We start from the raw sequence: 24,237 nt of genomic DNA, 5'->3' as shown, positions 1-24,237 counted from the left end.
GCGACCGGTCGTCACAGCCGCGATCTGTGTACCATCGTACGTATGGCGCGACGCGCGGCACGGAGCCTCACGGCCTCGTGCGATGGCGGCGCGGAAGCGGTCAGGCGGTATCGCAACGAAGGTGAGTGTTCCATGCGAAGTTTCTTTGTCCGGTTCATTGCAATCGGCGTGCTGTTCCATCTGTACGTCGGGATTCGGATCATTCCCGATGCATTCACGTCGCCGGTCGCGCGCACGATCGCGGCGCTCGTGCTGGCGAGCTTCGTCGTGCTGATCCCGGTCGGCATGTTCTCGCGCCGCTTCGACGAAGGCTGGGCCGCGACGCTGGTCGGCTGGGCCGGCTCGCTCGTGATGGGCTTCTTCTCGTCGCTGCTCCTGCTGACGTTCCTCCGCGAATTCGTGCTGTTCGGCGTGCTCGGATGGCGGCATCTCGGGCACGACGGCGCGTGGCCCGGCGCGGCGACCGACACGGCGATCGGCGTGCTGGCCGGTGCGGTGTTCGTCACCGTGATCGGATTCGTCGGTGCGCGTCGTACGGCGGCGGTCAAGCGCGTGTCCATCCCGGTCGCGGGGCTGCCGGCCGGGCTCGACGGGCTGACGATCGTGCAACTGTCCGACATCCACGTCGGGCCGACGATCAAGCGGCCCTACGTCGAACGGATCGTGCGCGCGGTCAACGCGCTCGATGCCGACCTCGTCGTCGTGACGGGCGACGTGGTCGACGGCTCGGTCCAGCGCCTGCGTGACCACACGGCGCCGCTCGGCCGCATGCAGTCGCGGCATGGCAGCTTCCTGGTGACGGGCAACCACGAGTATTACGCGGGCGCGCATGCGTGGATCGACGAGTTCCGGCGCATCGGGCTGACAGTGCTGCTCAACGAGCACGTGCTCATTGAACATGACGGTGCGCACGCGGTGCTCGCGGGCGTCACCGATTTCACGGCGGGCGGGTTCGATCCCGCCCATCGCAGCGACCCCGTGCAGGCGCTGGCGGGTGCGCCGCGCGACGTCGGCACGAAGATCCTGCTCGCGCACCAGCCGCGCAGCGCGGAAGCGGCGAATCGGGCCGGCTTTACCGTGCAGTTGTCGGGGCATACGCACGGCGGCCAGTTTCTGCCATGGCCACCGTTCGTGCGGCTGCAGCAGCCGGTGATCGGCGGGCTGAGCCGCTTCGGCGATCTGTGGCTCTATACGAGCCGCGGCACCGGATACTGGGGGCCGCCGAACCGCTTCGGCGTGCCGTCCGAGATCACGCTGATCCGGCTGACGCGCGGCGGGTAGCGCACGTTCCCTCGTCTGGAAAAGGCCGGCGCCAGCCCGAGATCAACGGGCGCCGGCGCCGGCCATCGGCCGTCACTCGATGCGGCGATGTCGTCGAAATCGAAGCGCGGGCTGCGCGGGAACAGGCCGGCCGGATCGCCGTCGCCGAGATTCACGAGGAAGTTGCTTTTGATCGCGATGCCCGCGAAGAGCGCGGCATCGACCTTCGCGCCGTCGAAGCCGGACATCGGGCCCGCGTCGAGGCCGAGTGCGCGCGCGGCTACCTTTTATCCGCGAATGACAGCGCATGGCAGTGTGCGACGCCGTTGGCTAGTATGCAGGCATGCACCGTTCGCCCTGTTCTTCGCCCGTTCCTCCCGCCATGTCGACACCCGATCTCTTCGCTGACACGCCCGCCCCCGACGTGGACTGGTACCCGGACTGGCTGGCGCCGTCCGATGCCGATCGCGCGCTGGCCGCGTTGATCGGCGAGGTCGCGTGGCAGCAGGACACGATCCGCACGCCGCGCGGACGCATTCCATTGCCGCGGCTGACCGCATGGCAGGGCGAGCCGGATGCCGTCTACGTGTATTCGGGGATCCGCAACGTGCCGGCGCCGTGGACGCCGGCCGTGCTCGACCTGAAGCGCGCGGTCGAGGCGACGTGCGGCGCGGGCTTCAACAGCGTGCTGCTCAATCGCTACCGCAACGGGCAGGACAGCCTCGGCTGGCATGCGGACAACGAGCCCGAGCTTGGCGATGCGCCGGTGATCGCATCGGTGAGCCTCGGGGCGATGCGCGTGTTCGACCTTCGCCATCGCAAGACCGGTGTCACGCATGCGTATCGCCTCGGGCATGGCAGCCTGCTCGTGATGCGAGGCCGCACACAGGCTGAATGGCAGCATCGCGTGCCGAAGGCGCCGGGCGTGCAGGGCGAGCGTGTGAACCTGACGTTTCGGCGAGTGATGCCGGCGGGTACGGGCCGGTAACCACGCCCATCACCGACGTGCCTGGCTCGCCGGGCGATTCGCGCCCCGTTTTTGCGATCCATGGGTGATCGACGCAGGCAAGCCGTCGCGTGTGCGGCACGTTGCCGCACGAGCGCTGAACCGTGCGCGCTGAAACGGCGCTGAGGCCCGTGCCATAAGGGTTTCTGGAAAATTTGATCGACCGCCCGGTTTCGATAGATGAGTGAAACCTCTGATGGTGCGTCGCAACAATCCTTGACTAGACTGTCGAATGGCAGAAACGCGTCGCATCCCGGCGCGATCCTTTCGACATGCCCCAAGCGTTGCCGATGCGGCGCGCAAGGGGGCAGGAGCAAAACGCGTGACCGTATTCGACCCTTCCTTCGAACCCTCGCTGCACGTCTTTGAACAAGACGGCGGATGGCAATGGGCGCTGACGGTGAAGCGGGCGACCGGCGTTGGCGTGAAAGTCGTTGCGTTCAGCCGTGAAGGCTTTCGCGGCGAAGCCGAGGCCTACGCCGCCGGCCAGCTTGCCCGCGCCGCGTATGACGCCGCCGTGACGGCCTGACGCCGTCGCGTCGATCCCGCCGCCCGAGGATCGTCTTCATCGCTTGCCGCCCGCCGCCGGGTGGCTTTTCCGATCGTTTTCCGTTTTCCGTCGCCTGTCGCGCTTCGCGCGACCGTGCGTGCGGCGCGCTTGCGCGCCCGTTCGCCCATTCGCCCGAGCTCGCCGCGCCAAATGGTCCGTACCATTCGACACGTGTGTGCCATACGCCACGCTTAACGTCCCTGCACGGCGTCCGTCGCGCCGGCGATGCGGCTTCGCGCCGCGACTCGAACGCCGGACGCCGACCCATCGACAAGAATGCAGGTCATGTGCGACGACAGAACCGACTACCACCGCCACGCGCGCGGCGGATCGCGCACGGCGCGGGCGCCGGAACGGGGATTCACGCTGATCGAGGTGCTGATCGCGCTGGCGATCGTCGCCGTGGCGCTGGGCGCCGTGATGCGCGCGATCGGCGCGCTCGCGTCGGATACCGACATGGCGCGCATGCGCCTGCTCGCGTTGTGGAGCGCCGACAACGCGCTCGGCGAGATCCGCATTGCATCGACCTGGCCGTCCGTCGGCTCCAACACATTTGCCTGCCCGCAGGGGCGCTACCGGTTCGTGTGCCGCCAGTCGGTGGCCGCGCTGCCGAGCCCGCTCGTGCGTCGCGTGACGGTGAGCGTGTATTCGTCCGCGTCGAGCCGCAACGTGCTGGCCGAAGTCGTCACGGTGATCCAGAATGAAGCGCGCCACTGACCCGTGCGTGGCGGCGCGCGCCCGTGCCCGCGGCTTCACGCTGATCGAGATGCTGGTCGCGATCGCGCTGCTCGCCGTGATCGCGCTGCTGTCGTGGCGCGGCCTCGATGCGACGATCCGCGGCCGCGACGATATCGCGTCGAATCTGGCGCAAACGCGTCTGCTCGGCCGCTACTTCTCCCAACTGCAGTTCGACCTGACGAACCTCGTCACGCCCGACGAAGTGTTCGGGCCGCCGCTGCGTATCCGTCCGGGCGAACTCGTGATGGTGCGCCATCTCGGCGTCGGTGGCGGGCCGACGCAGATGCAGGTCGTGCGCTACCAGCTCAAGGGGCGCGAGCTCGTGCGCAGCGCATCGCAGCCGCTCGCGTCGCTGGCCGAGGTCGACGACGCGCTGCATCACATGGATGCGTTCGCGCGCGTGGTGGTCAGCAATGATGCGCGCTCGATGCAGCTTTCCGTGTGGATCCCGCCCGGCGGATGGACGACGAGCCAGGCCGCCATCGAACAGTCCTATGCGCAGTTTCTCGCGCAGCATGGCATCAGCAACTTCACGTCGATCGGCGTGCCGGTGCCGCGCGGCGTGCGCTTCTCGGTCACGATGGGCGCGCCCGCGGTCGAATACGTGCGGACGATTCCGATCGGCCAGTGACGGCGGTGTGCGCTGCCCCGGCACGGCGTGTGTTCCGTCCCCCGGACAAAATGGTCCGTAACTTTCGTCATACGTCTGTTATTGCCCGTCCGTTAGTCTCGTGACGAGCATGGCCGCCGCGACCGGTTCCATCGAACCGGATCAGCGGCGGCATCGGCAAACGGGAAGGGGGCGAACGTGACGGTCGAGCACCGGCATGATGCACACGCGGGCGCGTCGGGACTCGACGCGCGCGGACAACGGCAATCGGCGGCGATCCTGAGCCGCGCACAAAACTGGCACAGCGCCGGACGATTCGACGACGCAGCGCGCGAATATCTCGCGGTGCTCGAGAAGGAGCCGGACAATCCCCAGGCATTGCACCTGTACGGCATCCTGCAGTTCCAGCGCGGTGCGGTCGATGACGCCGAAGCGTTGCTGCGCCAGTCGATCGCGATCGCACCCGGCACGCGCGTGCTGTCGGATCTCGGCGCGATCGCCGGCGAGCGCGGCCGCATCGGCGAGGCGCTCGAGCATTTCGCGGCCGCGCTGCGAACCACGCCCGACGACGTGCAGACGCTCGTGCGCCGCGGCAACACGCTGCTCGGGCTGCGCCGCCATGACGACGCGCTGGCGTCGTTCGACCGCGCGCTCGCGGTGTCGCCGCTGGTGCTCGATGCGCTGTGCAATCGCGGCAGCGCGCTGCGTGCGTTGCGTCGCTTCGACGAGGCGCTCGATACCTACGATCGCGCGCTGATGGTCGATCCGCGTTCGTTCGAATCGTGGTTCAACCGCGGCCTCGTGCTGCGCGAACTGCAGCGGCCGGCCGATGCGCTGCAGTGCTTCGAGCGCGCCAACGCGATCCGGCCCGGCATGGCCGCGATCATGGCCGAGCGCGGCCGCACGCTGATCGATCTCGATCGGCCGGGCGAGGCGCTCGACGCGTTCAACGAAGCGATCGCCGCCGATCCCGCGCGGATCGACGTGCTGTACAACAGCGCGGTCGCGCTCGAGCGGCTCGGCCGCGCGGACGAAGCGCTTGCCCGATGCGAGCGCGTGCTGGGTTTCGATCCGGATCATGTCCGCGCCCATGCGAGCCGCGGCAACGCATTGCTGCAGCTCAAGCGCCACGATGACGCGCTGGCTGCCTATGCGCGTGCGCTGGCGCTCGATCCGCACTCGGCGGAGACGTTGTGCAATCGCGGCACCGCGTTGCGCTACCTGAAGCGTTACGAGGAAGCGCTGGCCAGCTACGACGCCGCGCTTGCGCGCGACGCGCGGTTCGCCGAAGCGTGGACCAACCGCAGCAGCGTGCTGCAGGACCTGCATCGCTACGACGAAGCGATGACGTCGCTCGACCGTGCGCTCGCGCTGCGTCCCGATCACGCGACGAACTGGCTCAACCGCGGCAACCTGCATTTCGAAACGGCGCGCACGGACGATGCGCTTGCCGCATACGATCGCGCGATCGCGCTGCAACCCGACTACGCCGAAGCGCATTTCGCACTTGCGTCGTTGTATCTGATCGAAGGCGATTTCGCGCGCGGCTGGCCCGAGTACGAATGGCGGCTGCGCGATGCGCAGCTTGCGCGGCACTACCGGCCGTTCATGCAGCCGGCGTGGCAGGGCGACACGCCGCTCGACGGCCGGACCGTGCTGATTCATGCGGAACAGGGGTTCGGCGACACGTTGCAGTTCTGCCGCTATGTGCCCCTGGTGGCTGAACGTGGCGCGCGGGTCGTGTTCGAGGTGCAGCCGCAGTTGCGCGCGCTGATGGCGTCGCTGTCCGGCGCGGCCCACGTGATCGCGCGCGGCGAACCGTTGCCGGCGTTCGACTGCCAGGCCCCGCTGTTGAGCCTGCCGCACGCGTTTCGCACGGAAGAAGCCACGATTCCGCAATCCGGCGCTTATCTGCATGCCGACCCGCAGCGCACGCGCCAGTGGGAAGCGCTGCTCGGCGAGCGGCGCCGGCCGCGGATCGGGATCGCATGGGCCGGCAATCCGGAGCATCGGAACGATCACAACCGGTCGATCGATTTCTCGCGGCTCGCGCCGCTGTTCGATCTCGATGTCGACTGGATCAGTCTGCAAAAGCCCGTGCGCGAACGCGACGCGGCGCTGCTCTCGGCTGCGCCGGTGCTGCGCGTCGACGACGAACTCGGCGACTTCGCGGACACGGCCGCGCTGATCGGCGCGCTGGATCTCGTGATTGCGGTCGATTCCGCCGTCGCGCATCTGGCGGGTGCGCTGGGCCACGCGGTCTGGGTGCTGCTGCCCGATCCGGCGGAGTGGCGCTGGATGCGCACGCGCGGCGACAGCCCGTGGTATCCGTCCGCGCGGCTGTTCCGGCAGGCGGCGCCGGGGGACTGGACGGGCGCGATCGATGCGGTGCGTGCCGCGATCGCGCCGATGACACGTTAGACACGACACGCGATACCAACAGCGACAAGTGGGGGCCACACGATGACACCGAACGGGGAAGGGACGACACTCGCGAGCGCGCCGGTCGCGCCGGATCGCCGTCCGCCCGATACCGCGCAACTCGAACGGCTGCTCTTGCGCGCGCGCAAGGCGCACCACGAGGGCGCGTTGCAGCATGCGGAACACGCGTATACCGAATTGCTGACACTCGATCCCGAGCATCCGGAGGCGCTGCACCTGCTCGGCGCGGTGCGCTTTCAGCAAGGGCGGCTCGGCGAGGCCGAGCCGCTGATGCGGCGCTCGATCGAGCGCCGGCCGGTGCCGCTCGCGCTCGCGAATTACGCGGCGGTGCTGACCGGGCTCGGGCGGGAGCACGACGCACTCGCGCGTCTCGACGAAGCACTCGCGATCAACCCGGTGCATCAGCGCGTGCTGTTTCAGCGCGCGGGCCTGCTCGGGCAGCTCGCCCGGTACGAAGACGCATGTACGGTCTACGATCGGCTGCTCGAGCTGACGCCCGGTTTTGCCGACGGCTATGTGAAGCGCAGCGACATGCTGCGCGCGCTCGGCCGTCATGACGAAGCGCTTGCCGATTGCGATCGGTCGATCGCGCTGGCCGGGCGTTCGTTCGATGCGATGCGCGGGCGCGGTCTCGCGCTGCGCGAACTCGGCCGTTTCCGCGAGGCAGTCGACAGCTATGGCTACGCGCTCGCGCAGACGCCCGGCAGCGCCGAAGTGCTGTTCCTGCGCGGTGTCGCGTATCTCGATCTGCACGATCCTGAGCGCGCGCTCGCGGATTTCAATGCGGCGATCGCGGCGAGCCCGACTTTCATCGATGCGATCTTCAACAGCTCGATCGCGCTCGAGCAGCTCGATCGGCACGACGAAGCGCTCATGCGCTGCGACCGCGTGCTCGCGATCGATCCGCGCCACGCGCGGGCACTGGCGAACCGCGGCAACGCGGCCAGCCACCTGGAACGCTATCGCGACGCGGCCGACAGTTATGCGCGTGCGCTCGACGTGGAACCGCGCAGCACCGGCGTGCTGTGCAACTACGCGAGCGCACTGATGCGCATCGAACGCCACGACGATGCGCGCGACATGTGCGACCGTGCGCTCGCGCTCGATGCGGGCTACGTGCCCGCCTGGTTCACGCGCGGCCGGGTGCAGCTCGAGACGCACCGCTACGAGGCCGCGCTCGACGATTTCGCGCGCGTGATCGACGCGACGCCGCACGACAAGCTCGCGCATTTTCATAAAGCCAACGCCCTGCGTGCGCTGCGGCAGCACGACGCCGCGCGGCAGGCCTATGCGGACGCGATCGAGATCGATCCCGACTACGTGCTCGCACACTGCATGCGTGCGTTCCTGTGCCTGTCGATCGGTGATTTCGAAGCGGGGTGGGCGGAGTATGAATGGCGTTGGCGCGATACGCAGCTCGATGCGAGCCGGCGCACGTTCGCCCAGCCGCGCTGGACACACGGGATGCCGCTCGACGGCAAGACGATCCTGCTGTACCCGGAGCAGGGGCTCGGCGACACGCTGCAGTTCTGCCGCTATGTCCCGCTCGTGAAAGCGCTCGGCGCACGCGTCGTGCTCGAAGCGCCGGTCGAGCTGAAGGCGCTGTTCGCGACGCTCGACGGCGTCGATACGCTCGTCGCGCGTGGCGAGCCGCTGCCGCCGTTCGACCTGCATTGCCCGCTGCTGAGCCTGCCGCTCGAATTCCGCACGGACCTGGCGTCGATTCCCGCCGGCGTACCGTATCTCGCTGCCGACCCCGTGCGTGTCGCGCAGTGGCGCGAACGGCTCGGCGCGGCCACGCGGCCGCGGATCGGTCTCGTGTGGTCCGGCAATCCGCTGCACCTGAACGACCGCAACCGCTCGATGACGCTTGCGGATCTGCTGCCGCTGTTCGACGACCGTTACGAGTGGATCAGCCTGCAGAAGGTGGTCCGTGACGAGGATCGCCCGGTGCTGGACGCGAGCGCGATCCGCTTTGTCGGCGACGACCTCGCGGATTTCGCCGATACGGCGGCGCTGACTGCGCTGATGGACGGCATCGTCAGCGTCGATACGTCCGTCGCGCACCTCGCCGGCGCGCTCGGCCGACCGCTTGCGCTGATGATTCCGCATACGCCCGATTTCCGCTGGCTGCTCGAGCGGGACGACAGCCCGTGGTATCCATCCGCGCGGCTGTTCCGCCAGCCCGAGGGCGGGCAGTGGGCACCCGTCGTCGAGCGGATCGCGTCCGGGTTGCCGACGCTCGTCGGCGGCGCGCCATGAGTGCGCGCCGCGAGGGTGCACCGTTGACCGGCGGCGGACCCGGCGCAACGGCCGCGCCATTGCGCGCGGTGCTCGACGATGCGCTGCGCAATGCGCGCGCACGGCTCGAACTGCGCGATTTCGCCGGGGCGGGACGGCTCTACGAAGGCGTGCTGACGATGGCGCCCGACCATGTCGAGGCGCTGCATTTGCTCGGTCTCGTGTATCTGCAGCTGGGCGATCCTGCACGGGCGGAGCCGCTGATCGCGCGGTCGATGGGGTTCGGGCTGAGCCAGCCGTGGAATCTGGCGAACCATGCGGCCGCGCTGACGGGCGTCGGCCGCCATCGCGACGCGCTCGCGCTTGCCGATCGCGCACTCGCAGCCGATCCGGACCATGCGCCGTCGCATGCGGCGCGCGGCGATGCGCTGCTCGCGCTCGGGCAATACGACGCGGCGCTGACGGCCTACGATCGGGCACTCGTGCGGGAGCCGGCCCATGTCGCGGCGTGGCGCAAGCGTGGCGAGACGTTGCGCTGGCTTGAACGACCCGCGGACGCACTGATCAGCGTCGAGCGTGCGTTGCGGCTCGACCCGGGCGATGCGGCCGCGAACATCGAACGCGGGCATGCGTTGCGCGCACTCGGCCATCGCGAGCAGGCGTTGCACAGCTATCAACTCGCGATGGTCGTGCGTGGCAAGACGCCCGAACTCGTCTACGCGTGCGGCGTCGTGATGACCGAACTGGGCCGCCCGGCCGACGCGCTCGCGTGTCTCGACGAAGGGCTCGCACGACAGCCGAAAGACGAGCAGTTGCTGTACGCGAGTTGCGTCGCGCTGGATCTGCTGCACGCCCGCGACGAATTGCTGAAGCGCTGCGACCGGCTGCTTGCGCTGAATCGCGGCAACGTCGCGGCGTGGGTCGGGCGCGGCAATGCGCTGCTCGGGCTCGAACGTCATGCGGAAGCTGCCGAGGCCTACGCGCAAGCGCTGGCGCGCAATCCCGACGATATCGACGCGCGTCGCAACAGCGCGGCTGCGCTGCGTGCGCTCGGCCGGTTCGACGATGCGCTCGCCGATTACGACGCGGCGCTGGCACTGACGGGCCCGCATGCGGAACTGCATTACAACCGCGCGCTCGCGCTGCAGCAGCTCGGCCGCTACGACGACGCGCTCGCGAGCCATGCCGCCGCGGCGGCCGCGCCGGCGGACACCGCGCAGGCATTGTTCACGCGTGCGCTCGCGCGCCAGCATCTCGGCGACGACGACGCAGCGCTGGCCGATTACGCCGACGCACGCCGGCGCGACCCGAACCACGGCGCCGCGCGCCGTTCGGAGGCGTTCTGCCGGCTGTTAATGGGCGATTTCGACACGGGGTGGCGGCAGCACGAGGCGCGCTGGGATGCGGCCGACGTGATGCTGCACCGGCGTCATGCGGACCGGCCGCTGTGGACCGGTGACGAACCGCTCGCCGGGCGCACGCTGCTGCTGCATGCGGAGCAGGGTTACGGCGACACGCTGCAGTTCGGCCGTTACGCGAACCTCGCGCACGATGCCGGCGCGACCGTGATCGTCGAGGTGCCGACCGCGCTCGGTGAACTGCTCGGCACGCTGCGCGGCGTGAGTCGGGTCGTCACGGAGGGGCAGCCGCTACCGGCGTTCGACCTGCAGTGCCCACTGATGAGCTTGCCGTATGCATTCCGTACGACGCTCGATACGGTGCCGGCCGACGTGCCGTACCTGCGCGCCGATGCGTCGCGGCGAGACGCGTGGGCACAACGTCTCGATGCGATTTCGCCGTCGGGCCGGTTGCGAGTCGGGCTCGTATGGTCGGGCAACCCGCGTCACGCGAACGACGAAAGCCGTTCAATACCGTTTGCCGCGCTTTTATCGCTTGTTGCAGCGCACGACGCGACGTTCGTGAGCCTGCAACCGCAGATACGCGCACGCGACGCCGACGCGTTTGCCGCGAGCGGCGTGCTGTCGTTCGCGGACACGCTCACGGATTTCGCCGAAACGGCTGCGCTGGTCGACACGCTGGATCTCGTGATCAGCGTCGACACGTCGGTTGCGCACCTGGCTGGCGCGCTCGGGCGGCCCGTGTGGATGCTGCTGCCGCGCGTACCGGATTGGCGCTGGTTGCTCGAGCGCGACGACTGTCCGTGGTATCCGTCCGCGCGGCTGTTCCGGCAAGCGCGGCCCGGAGACTGGCCGGCCGTGATCGGCCGGGTGGCCGACGCACTCGACGCGGTGCGCCGCACGCCCGCCGTGGCGGCGTGACCGGCCTTCCATGACAAAAGCTACGGACCTTTTCGCGGCGGCCGGAATGGTCCGTAACAGTCGCCATGTCGCTGCCATTTGCACTTCGTATGGTCTTCGGATTCCAGCGGCCTGCTTCAGGCGCAACGACTTGTACGGTGCCGGACCGGCGCCGCACGCAAATTCCTAGCATCGGGGTGGCAAGAATGGCAGCACGCGCACGTACGGAACGACAACTTCGCGCAACGGCCTCGCGGTCGGTCCTGAAATCGGAGCTGAGCCCGCTTTACCGGGCGGTCGTGCTGATGCTCGCGGCGGGCGTGTCCGCCCACGCGCATGCGGCGGGCATCATGAACCTCGGTCACGTGGCCGCGAGCCCGGCGGGCGGCGGCGCGGGCGGTGCCGGCGGCGTGCCGGGCCTGCCGAATCTCGGCGTGTCGCCGCAGCAGGCGCTGCAGGCGAGCCAGCCGTCGATCCGCAACCTCGGCTATGCGGCGCACGCGATCGCCGCGCAGATCGCCGCGCAGCAGAATGCGGCGGCGGCCGCGGCAAAGCTGCCGTCGACCGTGCCGAACGGGCTGGCGCCGGGCGGGCTGCAGGTCGCGGCGGGCGCGTCGGGCGATACGAACAATCCGGTGCTGTGGGTCAACGCGAACGCGCCGACGCAGAATACCGACGCGAATGGCCACGTGAACGTCGATGTCAAGCAGACTGGGCAGAATGCGGTGCTGACGTGGGAGACGATGAACGTCGGCCGGCAGACGACGCTGAACTTCGACCAGTCGGGCGGCACGCAGACGAACGGCGCGAACAACTGGGCCGTGCTGAACCGGATCAACGATCCGAGCGGCAGGCCGAGCCAGATTCTGGGGAACATCACCGCGCAAGGGGCGGTGTATGTGATCAACCGGAATGGGGTGCTGTTTGGTGCCGGGTCGCAGGTGAATGTGCATTCGCTGGTGGCGTCGTCGCTGAACCTGCTGGACATGAGGAACCAGATCGTACCGACGCCCGACGGCATCGTTGCGAGCAATCAGCAGTTCCTCAGCTTGCCTGCCGGCACGACCGGCGGGCTGGCGTATCCGGAGTCCGGGAGTTCAAGCGGTGTGGCGGGATCGTCGAGTCGCCCCAACGAGATACTCGGGCTCGGCAACGTCGCGAAAACGAATGGAAGCTATCAGGCCCCGGGCGACATCACGATCGAACAGGGTGCGTCAATTGTGACGCATACGAACGGCACGGTCAGCGACGGCGGATTCGTGCTCGTTGCAGCGCCGAACGTGACGAATGGCGGCAGCATCACGGCGACCGACGGCCAGGTCGTGCTGGCCGCGGGTGTCGGCGTGAGCTTGCGGCCGAACAGTGGCCTGAAAAACAATCCGCAACTGCTGTTGCCCGAGCTAAGCGGTCAGATCGTCACGACGCAGAATGGTACGACGGTCGACCTCACGCCGGTGGGCACGCTGACGAACACGGGCATCGTGCAAGCCTCGCGCGGCAGCGTGAACCTCCTCGGCGGCCGCGTCGCGCAGAATGGCGTGGTAGGCGTGACGACGAGCGTCAATACGCCGGGCCGGATCACGATTTCGACGGCCGACGAATACACGTCGAACGATCCGCTCGGCAACGCGTATCCGGGGACAACGCTTGTAACGGGCGGAGGCGATGCCGACAACGCCAAACGGTCGGGCTTGCTTACGTTCGGTCCGGGCTCGGCGACGACCGTGCTACCGGACAACAGCGGGCAGACGGCGACATCGACGCCCGGCACGACGTTCACGCCGGGCGGCATCGCGATGACGGCCGGTGCAGTGTGGTTCCAGGGCGGTTCATTGATCGAGGCGCCGGGTTCGAACGTGTCGGTGACCGCGCTTTCGCCGTCGGTGACGGCCTATACGCCCGACGTCAAGCAGGGTTCGGCGCCCGGTCGCATTTATCAGGATGCGGGATCGACGATCGACGTGTCCGGGCTTGCGAACGTCGAAATCCCGATCGCGCAGACGCTCGTGACGGTCGATCGAATCGGCCAGAATGAACTGGCCGATTCGCCGCTGCTGCGCGACAGTTTCCTCGCGGGGCTGAAGAACGTCGTCGTGGACAGCACGCTGACGGGTACGCGCAGCGATGGCGTGTCGTGGGTCGGCAGCCCGATCCTGAATCTGTCGGGCTATGTGAACCTGATTCCCCGCAGTGTCGATCAGTTGTTGACCAACGGTGGGACGATCACGCTGTCCGGCAACGAGGTGATGACTGCACGCGGTTCGTCACTGAACCTGAACGGCGGGTACGTGCATGTCGACGGCGGGATCGTCAATACGACGCGACTCGTCGATGCAAACGGTGCGATCGTGCCGATCGGGCAGGCGAGCCAGTACGAAACCTACGTCGGAATTGCCGGCCAGTTCGTCGAAAACCATCCGCGCTGGGGCGTAACGAAGACGTGGTACAACCCGCTGCTGACGGGTGGTTCGTATCAGGGCGACTATATCGTGGGTGGCAACGCAGGCACGCTCGATCTGTTCGCGACCTCTGCGCTCGTGCTCGATGGGGACATCAGTGCGCAGTCGTTCGGCGGCGCGAAACAGATGCAGGGCAACAGCCTGCCTGCAGGCGGGACGTTCAATCTCGGTGCAGATGCGAAGCTCACCGGCGGCACGCTCGCCAGCCTGACGTGGAACAATTCGAATGCGGCGCCCACCGGCGTCACGGGATTGACGATTCTGCAAGGCCAGGCGCCGCAGCTCGACGACCTCGCGCCGGGCTTCTCAAGCAATACACCGATCGACAAGACATCGCTGCAGAATGTCGCCGCGACCGATCCGCACAACGTGCTGACCACGATGGTGGTGCCGGTCGACGCGCTGAACGCCGGCGGCTTCTCGAACGTCAACGTGACGCAGGATACGCACGGCGGCAAGGGAATTGTCGTCGCGCAGGATACCCGCCTCAACGTGCAGCCGGGCGGCTCCATCGCGCTCAACAGCGCGACCGGCGGTGCGGACGTCAATGTGGCGGGCAGTTTGTCCGCACCGGGTGGATCGATCTCCATCACGAGCGGTGGCAATATCGTCGTCGGCCCGCAAGCCGTGCTCAGTGCCGCCGGCCAATGGGTCAACAACGACGTGCAGGCTGCGCCGGGTACGACGCCGGGCAATACCCAGTTCGTCAATGGCGGCAACATTTCGCTGGCGACCAGCGAGCAGTCGATCGGACACGTGGGTGAAAGTTTCACGGATACGACAGGAGCGATTCTGTTGCGTCCCGGCAGTGTGCTGGATGTGTCGAGCGGCGGCGAATTGCTGTCCGGCGGCCAGTTGCTGATGCAGAACAGTATTCCGGTCGGGCGTGGCGGCAACGTATCGTTGCAGACCTATGTCGCTCCTCAGTCAAAGCAGTTCGGCCATATAGGCGATGGCGGCCCGAACCTGCCTACGACGCAACCCGCGAACGGCACCATTGCGCTCGGTGGCACGATTCTCAGCGATGGCTTTTCGGGCGGCGGCACGCTGACGTTGCAGGCGCTCGGCTTCAGGATCGGCGGCGATCAGAAGGGCGCCGCACCGTGGGATGTCTATCTGCCGGAGAGCTTCTTCGCGCAGCAGGGCTTCGGAAAGTATGTACTGAACGCCTACTACGACACGACGGTCGCGCCCGGTGCGACTGTCGCGCTGACTCAGCGCAATCTGATTCCGGATGCGCTTGCGCTGCAGCAGGCGACCACCGGTACCAACCTGTCGACGGCGGGGCTGACGACCTCCGGTCGACTCGACGACTACCACCGGCAGTCGACCAGCCTCGTGTTGACGGGCGGCAACTATGTTTCATGGCTGACCGCGGGGAATACGGCGCCGTCGTATCCGGGCGTGACGGGGGCGGTCACGCTGTCGTCCGGCGCATCGATTCACGCGGATGCCGGTGCGAGCGTCGGGTTCGGCTCGCCCACACAGGTGACCGTGCTTGGCTCAATCGTCGCGCCAGGCGGGTCGATCACGCTCAGTGCGGATTCGGGCGGCACGTTCGGTCAGACGGGCCAGTACGGCATATTCACACCGAGCGATAGCCGATCGGTCTGGCTCGGTGCGGACGCGGCGCTCGATGTGTCGGGCACCCCGCTTGCCAATCCGCTCGCCGCGCCGCCGGTCAGGATCGGGACGACGACCGTCGTGCCGAACACCGGCAAGGTCCTGCCGGGCGGCTCGGTCACGCTGTCGAGCGATGCGGGTTATGTGGTTGCCCAGCCGGGATCGCGGATCGACGTGTCCGGTGCATCGGCGAACTTCGATCAGTTGCAGGCGAACGGCACTTACGCGTCGCAGCCGGTCTGGAGCGACGCGGGCTCGATCACACTGTCTGCCGCGTACGGCCTCTTTGCGGACGCGACGCTCGCTGCGCACGCGGGCGCTCCGCAGGGGCGCGGCGGCACGCTGGCGATCCTGCCGCATCAGAACAATGGCGCAACCGGCGCGACCGCGCTGGTCATCCGGCAAAGTGGCGAACTGACGCCGGTGGGCCTCGGGGCCGGCCAAAGTTTCGCGACCGCCATCGACGCGACGACCGGCTTGCCGATCGGCAAGCCGACCGGCGTGATTCAATTCTCTGTTGACCGCCTTGACGGGTCGGGTGTCGCGAATCTCGTGCTCGGCGACGCCACGCCGTTGACGGCAGCCATGGAAGTGCCACCAATTGTGTTCGCAGGCGACGTCAAACTGGCGCTGCCTGAATCGGTTACGTTGAATACCGGGCGCGTCGCGGCGCTGGGCATGGATCAATTCGCGACCCTGCTGTCGACGCCTGCAACGCAATCGAACGGCAGTACGAATCCGGTCTCGGTTCTTCAGACCTTGCTGTCGCAGCCGCCGCAGCGGCCGTCCGGCACTACGATCGAGATCGATGTGCCATACGTCGCCCTGATCGGGCCGACGCTGACGGCGCAGTCGCTGGCATTTGCGCCGGTCGCGACCCTGTCCGATGCGACGCTGAACGTGAACGGGTCATTCATCGATCTGCGTAATCAGTTTCAGCTGAACAACATCGGACATGCGAACTTCGTCAGTGCAGGCGATATTCGGATGAGCTCGTCCAATGCGAATTCCTTGGGCACGGCACTGAGCCCCGGCATTCTTTACACGCCTGGCAACGTGTCGTTCAGGGCCGCAGACCTGTATCCGGCCACCGGCAGCACGTTCATCGTCGATGCCGTCGGACCGATCGATCCGGCGACGGGAAAGCCGGCGCCGACGACCGTCACGTTCGCGTCGAACGGAGCATCAGGCACACCCTTGTCGGCAGGCGGCACCTTGCTCGTCGATGCGACCGATATCGTGCAGGGCGGTACGGTGCGCGCACCGTCGGGTACGATCGTCTTCGGCGTCGGCGATCCGTCGAACGCCGCGACCCAGGCGCAGTTCGCCGGCCAGCCGCTGGTCGCGACCGATTCGGTGACATTCGCGAATGGCAGTACGACGTCGGTATCGAACGGCGGTCTCGTGATCCCTTATGGCACGACGGTCGATGGCGTCGAGTGGCAGTTCAATCCGACCACGGGCGCGACGGCGCCGGATCTGACTGCGCCATCCGCGAAATACATCGGCGTCAATGGCACCCGCGTTGCGCTCGACAAGGGCGCGAAGATTGACCTCTCGGGCGGCGGCGACCTGCAGGCGGTCGAGTGGGTGCCGGGTACGGGGGGTACGCGCGACGTGCTGTCGCAATACAACGTCAGCTATGCGAACAACCCCGCCGGGGCGACGGTACCGGTCAACCCAGGTGCGACGAATGTCTATGCGATCGTACCTGGCGCGCAATCGCCGGTGGCGGCCTACGATCCGGTGTTCGCGCACTCGGTGCAGCCGTCGGTGGACGGTTCGACGGTCAGCACGACCGTATCGCTCGGCTTGGGTCAAGCAGGCCTGAAGGACCCGGTCGGCAAGGCCGTCTATCTCTCCGGGGTGCCGGGGCTGGCGGCCGGCTACTACACGCTGCTTCCAGGCAAGTACGCGACCCTGCCAGGGGCGTATCGCGTCACGCTCGCGAGCGCGCCGGGTAATGTCGCACCGGGGGCGAGCCAGGTGCTGCCGGATGGCACTGTGATGACGGCAGGTTATTTCGCGGATGCACTGACGGGCGGCCGCAGCGCGACGCCGACGCTATTCAACGTGCAGTCCGGGCCGGTGTGGCAGCAGTACTCTCAGTACACCCTGACGGGCGCGAACGCCTTCTTTGCCGCGCAGGCCGCGAAGAAAGGCAACGTGACGCCGCCGTCGCCGGTGGACGGCGGTCAACTCGTGCTGGCCGCGACCAAGGCATTGACGCTCGGCGCTACGCTGAATACGGCTGCCGGCAGCGGGGGGGCGCCGGCGGAAGTCGATATTGCGTCCCGGGATATTCAGGTCGTCGGCAATGGCGGGACCGCGTTGCAGGGCTATCTGCAGATCGGCAGTGATGCACTCGATTCGCTGAATGCAGGCAGCCTGCTGATCGGCGGCACGCGTGCGGCAACGACGAACGGCGTGACGATCACGCCGATCGCGAACAGCGTGATCGTATCGAACGATGGCAACACGGCGCTCAAGGGCCCGGAGATCCTTCTCGTCACGAAAGCCGACGCGAGCGGCACGGATCCGAATGCCGTGAATGGCCTGCGCATCGACGCAGGCGCATCGATCGCGGCGTCCGGCGACTATCCGGCGGCGAAGGACCAGCCGATTGCAATCGCAGGCGACGGTGCGCTGCTGCGCGTGTCGAACGGCGCGATGGCACCGCTCACGCGCACGGGCTCGACCGGCAGTGGCGCACTGACCGTCGGCGCCGGCGCGAGGCTGGCTGGCGGGCAGGCGTTGACGCTGGATTCGTCGGGGAACCTGAAGGTCGATCCGAGCGCCGTACTGTCGGCGACGGCAATCACGGCGGACGGCTCGGCGATCACGTTCACCGGTGCGAACGGCGCGGCTGCCGCCGCATTGCCGGGCTTCGTGATCGATCCGGCCGGGCTGGCGCAATTTGGCAGCGCGCAACAGGTGACGCTGCGCAGCTACGGCGCCATCGGTTTCGTCGGCGACGTGAATGCGACGTTTGGCAACAGCGTGAACCTGAGCGCCGGGACATTCACGAGCGACGGCGGTCGCGTGACGCTGAATGCGCAGCGGATCGCGTTCTCGAACGAAACGGGGGCGCCGAACGGTACGGCGGGATCGGGCAGCGGTACGCTGACGGTCACTGCAAAGGAGATCGATTTCGGCTCGGGAACGAAGACGGCGAGCGGTTTCGGCTCCGCGAGCATGACCGCGTCGGGCGGCATCGTCGGGCAGGGCACGGGCACGTTCGACTTCGGTGCACTGCCGGTGACGCTGAATGCACCCGTCTATCTTGCCGATACGAGTTCGGCATCGACCATGAAAACGACCGGCGCACTGACGTTGAATGGTGCGTCGGGCACCGCGTTGGCTACGACACCAGTAGGTGGCGCGTGGCATTTCATCGGCGGGATGATCGCCGACAACGGCGCGACGATCGCCGCACCGGCGGGCAACGTGAGCCTCGAGGCGACGAGCGGCAACCTGACGATCGGCAGCGGTTCGACCGTGAGCGCAGCCGGCGTGTCGAAGCAATTCTTCGACGTCGTGCAATACGCACCGGCCGGTGCGATTACGCTGACGGCCGATGTCGGCACGGTCGACGTGCAGGCCGGTTCGACGCTCGACTTTTCGGGTGCGAAGGGTGGTGGCGCGGCGGGCAGCCTGACGTTGTCGGCGCCCAAGCAGGTCGTGAACCTGAACGGCACGATCAAGGGAGGGGCGGCGAGCGGTTATGCGGGTGGTTCGTTGTCGCTCGACACGGGCAGCGCCGCCGATCTCGACGCCCTCGCGAAGACACTCGCATCGAGCGGCGTGAACCAGGCCATCGCGATCCACACCCGGTCGGGCAATCTTGCGCTGTCGGCCGGCAACACACTCACCGCGCATGCGGTGTCGCTGACAGCGGATGGCGGCGCGGGTAACGCACTGGACACGGCGAACGGCAACGTCAACGTGTCGGGCACGATCGATGCATCCGGCAAGGCCGGTGGTGCGATCGCGCTGTACGGGCGTAGCGGTGTCGACGTCGAGGGCACGCTGCTGGCACGCGGCTCGGATTCGAAACAGCGCGGCGGCAGGGTCGATATCGGGACGAGCGGCGTGTTCGATCCAGGCGTGGCCGATCCGTACAATGCCACTTACGGCTACGAAAACATCGATCCGTCGCGCGCCGGGCTGATCCGGGTCGGCGCGAACGCGTTGATCGACGTTTCGGGCGGAACAGCCGGCGGGCTGTCGGGCGGCACGGTGAATTTCCGTGCGCCGCTGTTGTCGGACGGCACCGTGAACGTGGCGTTGCCGTCTGCGGGGTTCGCAGCGGGCAAAGGCATCGCGGGTGCACGCGCGACGACGCTCGAGGCATATGCGACGTGGAGCACCACGGATGCGACGACGGGCGCGAAGCATTTCGACGGCATCGTCGACCCTGCGGGCTGGTACGACGCCAGCGGTCACTTGCTGGCTGGCACCTTTACCGCACAGAGCACGTCCAGCACGCCGACGACCTTTACGTTCACGCCGGATGGAAGCGGTGGCGGCACCGTGACGAACAATACGACGGGCGCAACGTCGACGGTGACGCAGGCGCAACTACAGAGTGGATCCAGCACGATCGGCTTCGGCGGGCTGCAGAGCATGTTCTTTGCGCCGGTTTCGGGTGGTTCGAACACGGATCACCAGACGTTCTACGGGTATCAGGACGGAAATGCGACGACGGCTGCGCCCGGAACGCTGATGGGTTTCGTGCAGCACGGGCTGGATGCGTTGAAGAATCCGTTCGATGGTACGGGAATCGCGAATGCGCGCATCGTTCCGGGTATCGAGCTGGACAATCCGAGTCCGGCGATCAACGGCGGGAACATCGAAGTACTGACAAACTGGAACCTCGGAGCGGGGACGTCGGCGACAAATCAGGCGTTCCGGTTCAATGGGCAGGCGCCGATCGTTACGCTGCGGGCGGAGAATGACGTTGATGTCAGGGCGAGTTTGTCGGATGGATTTTTCCAGATCGCGAATCCGACGGGTACGGGTATTTCGATCAACGTGCCTGCGTCGTCGACATATGCGGTGCAAAACGGTGTGCTGCTGGGGCCGGCGAATTACTACTACTTCGGGTATTACCTCAACCAGGGATTACCGTCGCCTGCGCAGAGACCACATAACTTCACATCAGGCGACCCCGCGGAGATTGGGCAGTACTACGGCCTCTACAGCGCGTATCTCGACTATCTGTTATCGCCGGCAGATGCGGTTCAAAAAAGTTTCCCGGGCGTAGTCGTCGGCAAGGTACTCAATCTGTTTGCGTATTACGGCAACAACATGCGCACGTGGGCGACCCGTCCGATGGCGCCGAATCAGCCGACACTGGCTGTTCCATACCCAACGGGTGACGCACAGTCCGACGCGGCAGCCTATCTCCGGTACCTGGCCGCCTATAACGGCTATGTGGACAGCGAGATCCAGTTCTACAAGTCAACAGGCATCGCTCCGCATCTGGAGGCGCTATTACCCCCACCTTCCGTGCTTGGCCCAGTGCTGACGACGACATCCGTTGTCGTCTCGCCGCCTGTGACCGACAACACGCCTGCGCCGGTAGCCATGGCAGGCAATGCATTGCCATTGGCCTCGGCATCGCTAGTCGCGGGCGCCAGTTCCTCGTATCGGATCGTGGCTGGCGCTGATTTTTCGAGTACCGATCCTCAGGCTCTGAGGCCCGCTCAGGCATTTTTGTCGTCGTCGCCCACCGGGAGTGGCGGAAATGTGACGCTCGATGGTCACTTCGAATACAACAACGCAACGAATCCCAATCTCGATACTCCGAATGGTCTGGCCGTGATTGCGCCTACGCTGATTCGGACAGGCAGTGGGGCCATCGATGTATCGGCTGCGGGCAACGTGTCGCTGTTCGACCCGTCGAAGCAGCAGGATTCGGGCGTTACGATTGTCCCCGGCGCCATCTATACGGCGGGCGTTCCGTCGTCGGGAGGGCCACTTGCGCCAAACAACACCACGATAGTGCAGGGGGGCAGCAGTACACGCGGCAACATCCTTGTCACGGCAGTTGTCAATCCGGAAGCCGCCGGTGATATTTCGATTCGTGCTCGAGGCAATATCACCGGCATTGAAAATGTCGTTGATGCAGACGGTGCGATTACAGGGCAGGCCGGGACTCCAATCGGGCAGTTCTGGTGGCAATGGATGCAGGTGACGGCCAAGCCGACGTTATTGGACGGCGGAAAATTCGTGGCGCTCGACCGGACGTCCATCGATTTCGGTGCATTCGATCAGGGGGTGATGAGTGCTGGCGGTAACGTCATGATCAATGCTGGCGGCAATATCGCTGATCTGGGCGTGTCATTGCCGACCACGTGGTACAAGGACGCCAGTGGTACACCTGTCACGACCGGTGGTGGAAATTTGACTGTGAGGGCGGGCGGCGACATCTTGAGCGGCAACTATTTCGTCGCGAAAGGAACGGGTGCGATCGCGGCAGGGGGGCGCATAGGCTCGGACGTTGTCGTGCAGCCGTGGTTGACGTCGGGGCAAGTCCCGGTGTCGGTCTCGACCTTGCTGGCCACTCAGGACGGCATCATCGACGTCTTTGCACGGCAAGGAGCGGATATCGGCGGCGTATTCAACCCATCCTATCTTCAGATCGGACGCAATAACCTTCAAAGTCAGTACAAGCAATATGCCGACGCACAGGCCTATTCGTCCGATTCGGTCGTGAACGTCATGGCTACTACGGGCAATGTGGTGCTGAACTCGCTGGCGTCGAAACAAGTGCTCAGGGGGAGCTTTCAAGGCGGAGCGGCTATCGATCCCTCGTCCGTATTGCCTGCGACCGTGAATGTGACGGCGTTTTCGGGAGGCATCGATGTTGCGTCAGGCGGGGCGCTTTTCCCGTCGACATCAGGTAATTTGAGTCTCATTGCCGATCGCTCTATCAATCTTGCGAATGTGGCCGGGGGTGGGGAGACGGGCCCAGTATTCGGGATGTCGGACAGTGATCCATCGGCGATGCCCTCCGCCACGAATCCGTTTGCAACGATAGCGTCGCTCACCGACCTGACGACGGCTGCTCACGCCGCCAATGCGTTGCATGCAGACGATCCGGTACCGGCACGCATCTACAGCCTGAATGGCGATATCGTCAGTGGTGCACTGCAGTCGAGCGGAGGAGGGGCAGGCTTCTACGACAAGCTCATGCAGGTCGTGATCGACAAGCCGGCGATGATCCAGGCGGGGCAGGACATCGTGAACTTGTCGTTCCAGGGGCAGAATCTGCGCAAATCGGATGTCACCCGCATCGTGGCCGGACGCGACATCTACGATACGCCGTTGGTTCACAATGCAGCCGTGGTGCCTGCGCTGACGCTGGGCGGACCGGGATACTTCGATATCGAGGCCGGCCGAAACATCGGTCCGCTGACTAGCCAGTCCGAGGCCTACGCCGCGTTGACGAGTGCGTATCCCAAGACCGGGTTGTTGACGGGCATTAACGCGACCGGAAATGCGTCGAACCCGAACCTGCCGCACGACAGTGCGAACGTAAATATCCTGTTCGGCGTCAGTCCGGGAGTCGATACCGGCACGTTTATCTCGAAGTACATCGATCCAGCCGCGTCGATCGCGGGCGTGCCGGGTGCGGCGTCCGATCTCATTGCCTTCGTACAACAGTACGAAGCAGGCAGCGTGGTAGATACGGGATTAGTCAAGGACCAACGTGCGATCGAACCACTGGATGCGATGCAGGCGTGGTCGAAATTCAAGAACCTGCCCACGTACGTTCAGCAGATCTTTGCGGAACAGGTGTTGTTCAACGTGTTGACTCGGGTCGGCGAAGATTACAACAATGCGGCGAGTCCCTATTTCCAGAAGTACGCACGCGGCTACGAGGCAATCAATACATTGTTCCCTGCGTCGTTCGGCTATACGGCGAACAATCTTGGGGGCGGTGGAAACGGTACGAACAAGGCAATCGATACCGGTGATCTCGATATCCGGAACACGACGATCCAGACGCAACAAGGCGGAAGCATCTCGATCCTGGGCCCCGGCGGACAGGCTCTGGTCGGCAGCGCATCGGCGCCCCCGCAGATTGCGGATACAAGCGGCAACGTAATCGTCGGTCCCGGCGCAATGGGTATCCTGACGCTCGAGAAGGGCAACGTGAATATTTTCACGGACCGCAGCGTGTTGCTCGCGCAAAGCCGGATATTTACCGAGCAGGGTGGCGACATGACGATATGGAGCTCGAACGGCGACATCAACGCCGGCAAGGGCGCGAAATCGTCGGCCGATACGCCGGCACCTCAGTATGTTTGCGATCCGAACCACTACTGTACGGTCGATGCGCGCGGGCAAGTCACGGGTGCAGGTATTGCGACGCTGCAGAGTGTGCCCGGCATTCCACTGGGCACGATCAACCTGATCGCGCCTCGTGGCACTGTCGACGCCGGCGATGCGGGTATTCGCGCGGGCAACCTTAACGTTGCGGCGCTGCGCGTGGTGAACGCGGACAACATACAGGTGACGGGTAAAGCATCCGGCATCCCGCTGGTGCAGGCGGTGAACACCGGTGCGTTGACCGCTGCGAGTGCGGCTGCATCGGCTGCGACTCAGGTCGCGCAGGACATGGCGAAGAGCAATGCATCCGGCGGGACGGTACGGCGCTGGACGATCTCGGTGCAGGTCGAGGGATTCGGCAACGCTGGTGACGACAACCTGAAGAAGCACAGGCAGGTCGGTTATGACCCGTCGAATGCGGTGTCAGTGATTGGTTTCGGTTCTGCAGGCGTTACGCAGCGTGCGGTGCTGACGACGGATGAGCGTGAAAAACTGGGCAAGATATGAGGCGGGGTACGACGAGGAAATTGCAGGGCGCTGGGTTACCTAGAGGCGTCCTGCTTATTACGGATCGATTCAAGTAATGCGGCAAGGGCGTGTGGCTGCAAGCAACTAGGCCACAATTGATTGGCAAACCGAAATGAATGGCTGCCGTGACAGAGGTCGCTTTGGCGGTTTCTTGTCACTTGATTGAGAATTAGGAAGATTCT

The 24,237-nt window shown here is 66.1% G+C and carries 9 protein-coding genes and 1 pseudogene; 9 read left to right on the top strand and 1 reads right to left on the bottom strand.

Going from position 1 to position 24,237, the window contains the following annotated elements:
• Window positions 1-132: 132 nt before the first annotated feature.
• Complete coding sequence (locus F3J15_RS04795; protein ID WP_166888357.1) at window positions 133-1,281, top strand: metallophosphoesterase; 1,149 nt, start codon at window positions 133-135, stop codon at window positions 1,279-1,281.
• Between the two features lie 83 nt (window positions 1,282-1,364).
• Here F3J15_RS04795 and F3J15_RS04790 read toward each other — a convergent pair.
• Window positions 1,365-1,544: pseudogene (locus tag F3J15_RS04790) on the bottom strand (nitroreductase family protein); the annotation flags it as partial.
• 98 nt (window positions 1,545-1,642) lie between these two features.
• On the opposite strand from F3J15_RS04790, the gene F3J15_RS04785 reads away from it, so the two are divergent.
• From F3J15_RS04785 to F3J15_RS04750, 8 genes are all read left to right on the top strand, one after another.
• Window positions 1,643-2,248, top strand: coding sequence for an alpha-ketoglutarate-dependent dioxygenase AlkB (locus tag F3J15_RS04785; RefSeq protein WP_166888354.1), 606 nt, complete (start codon window positions 1,643-1,645; stop codon window positions 2,246-2,248).
• Window positions 2,249-2,588: 340 nt separating this feature from the next.
• Window positions 2,589-2,795 carry a hypothetical protein gene (locus F3J15_RS04780; RefSeq protein WP_069252981.1) on the top strand — a complete coding sequence of 69 codons (207 nt, stop codon included), beginning with the start codon at window positions 2,589-2,591 and terminating at the stop codon, window positions 2,793-2,795.
• Between the two features lie 306 nt (window positions 2,796-3,101).
• Window positions 3,102-3,533 (top strand): type II secretion system minor pseudopilin GspI, encoded by a 432-nt coding sequence (gene gspI / locus F3J15_RS04775; RefSeq protein WP_205190685.1) that lies wholly within the window; start codon window positions 3,102-3,104, stop codon window positions 3,531-3,533.
• The gene (locus tag F3J15_RS04770) at window positions 3,517-4,185 is read left to right on the top strand and encodes a prepilin-type N-terminal cleavage/methylation domain-containing protein (protein WP_166888348.1); all 669 of its coding nucleotides are present in this window, start codon (window positions 3,517-3,519) and stop codon (window positions 4,183-4,185) included. Before gspI ends, F3J15_RS04770 begins: the two co-directional genes overlap by 17 nt.
• A 177-nt stretch (window positions 4,186-4,362) precedes the next feature.
• Window positions 4,363-6,585 carry a tetratricopeptide repeat protein gene (locus F3J15_RS04765; RefSeq protein WP_166888345.1) on the top strand — a complete coding sequence of 741 codons (2,223 nt, stop codon included), beginning with the start codon at window positions 4,363-4,365 and terminating at the stop codon, window positions 6,583-6,585.
• Between the two features lie 42 nt (window positions 6,586-6,627).
• Window positions 6,628-8,868: a tetratricopeptide repeat protein gene (locus F3J15_RS04760; RefSeq protein ID WP_166888342.1), complete on the top strand. Its 2,241-nt coding sequence runs from the start codon at window positions 6,628-6,630 to the stop codon at window positions 8,866-8,868.
• Window positions 8,865-11,126 carry a tetratricopeptide repeat protein gene (locus F3J15_RS04755; RefSeq protein WP_166888338.1) on the top strand — a complete coding sequence of 754 codons (2,262 nt, stop codon included), beginning with the start codon at window positions 8,865-8,867 and terminating at the stop codon, window positions 11,124-11,126. Before F3J15_RS04760 ends, F3J15_RS04755 begins: the two co-directional genes overlap by 4 nt.
• Before the next feature lie 185 nt (window positions 11,127-11,311).
• Window positions 11,312-24,034, top strand: a complete 12,723-nt coding sequence (locus F3J15_RS04750; RefSeq protein ID WP_240161505.1) for a filamentous haemagglutinin family protein — start codon at window positions 11,312-11,314, stop codon at window positions 24,032-24,034.
• The last annotated feature ends 203 nt before the right edge of the window (window positions 24,035-24,237 follow it).

It is taken from the genome of Burkholderia sp. Ap-955, assembly GCF_011753045.1.
In the GTDB taxonomy this organism is placed as follows: domain Bacteria; phylum Pseudomonadota; class Gammaproteobacteria; order Burkholderiales; family Burkholderiaceae; genus Burkholderia; species Burkholderia lata_D.
The sequence above is the reverse complement of the archived record's forward strand: the minus strand, read 5'-3'. Positions and strand labels throughout refer to the sequence as shown.

What these genes read in the sequence shown, in the direction of transcription:
- F3J15_RS04795 (WP_166888357.1), top strand. Translation starts at nt 133, where the DNA reads ATGCGAAGTTTCTTTGTCCGGTTCATTGCAATCGGCGTGCTGTTCCAT.
- F3J15_RS04785 (WP_166888354.1), top strand. Translation starts at nt 1,643, where the DNA reads ATGTCGACACCCGATCTCTTCGCTGACACGCCCGCCCCCGACGTGGAC.
- gspI (WP_205190685.1), top strand. Translation starts at nt 3,102, where the DNA reads ATGTGCGACGACAGAACCGACTACCACCGCCACGCGCGCGGCGGATCG.
- F3J15_RS04770 (WP_166888348.1), top strand. Translation starts at nt 3,517, where the DNA reads ATGAAGCGCGCCACTGACCCGTGCGTGGCGGCGCGCGCCCGTGCCCGC.
- F3J15_RS04760 (WP_166888342.1), top strand. Translation starts at nt 6,628, where the DNA reads ATGACACCGAACGGGGAAGGGACGACACTCGCGAGCGCGCCGGTCGCG.
- F3J15_RS04755 (WP_166888338.1), top strand. Translation starts at nt 8,865, where the DNA reads ATGAGTGCGCGCCGCGAGGGTGCACCGTTGACCGGCGGCGGACCCGGC.
- F3J15_RS04750 (WP_240161505.1), top strand. Translation starts at nt 11,312, where the DNA reads ATGGCAGCACGCGCACGTACGGAACGACAACTTCGCGCAACGGCCTCG.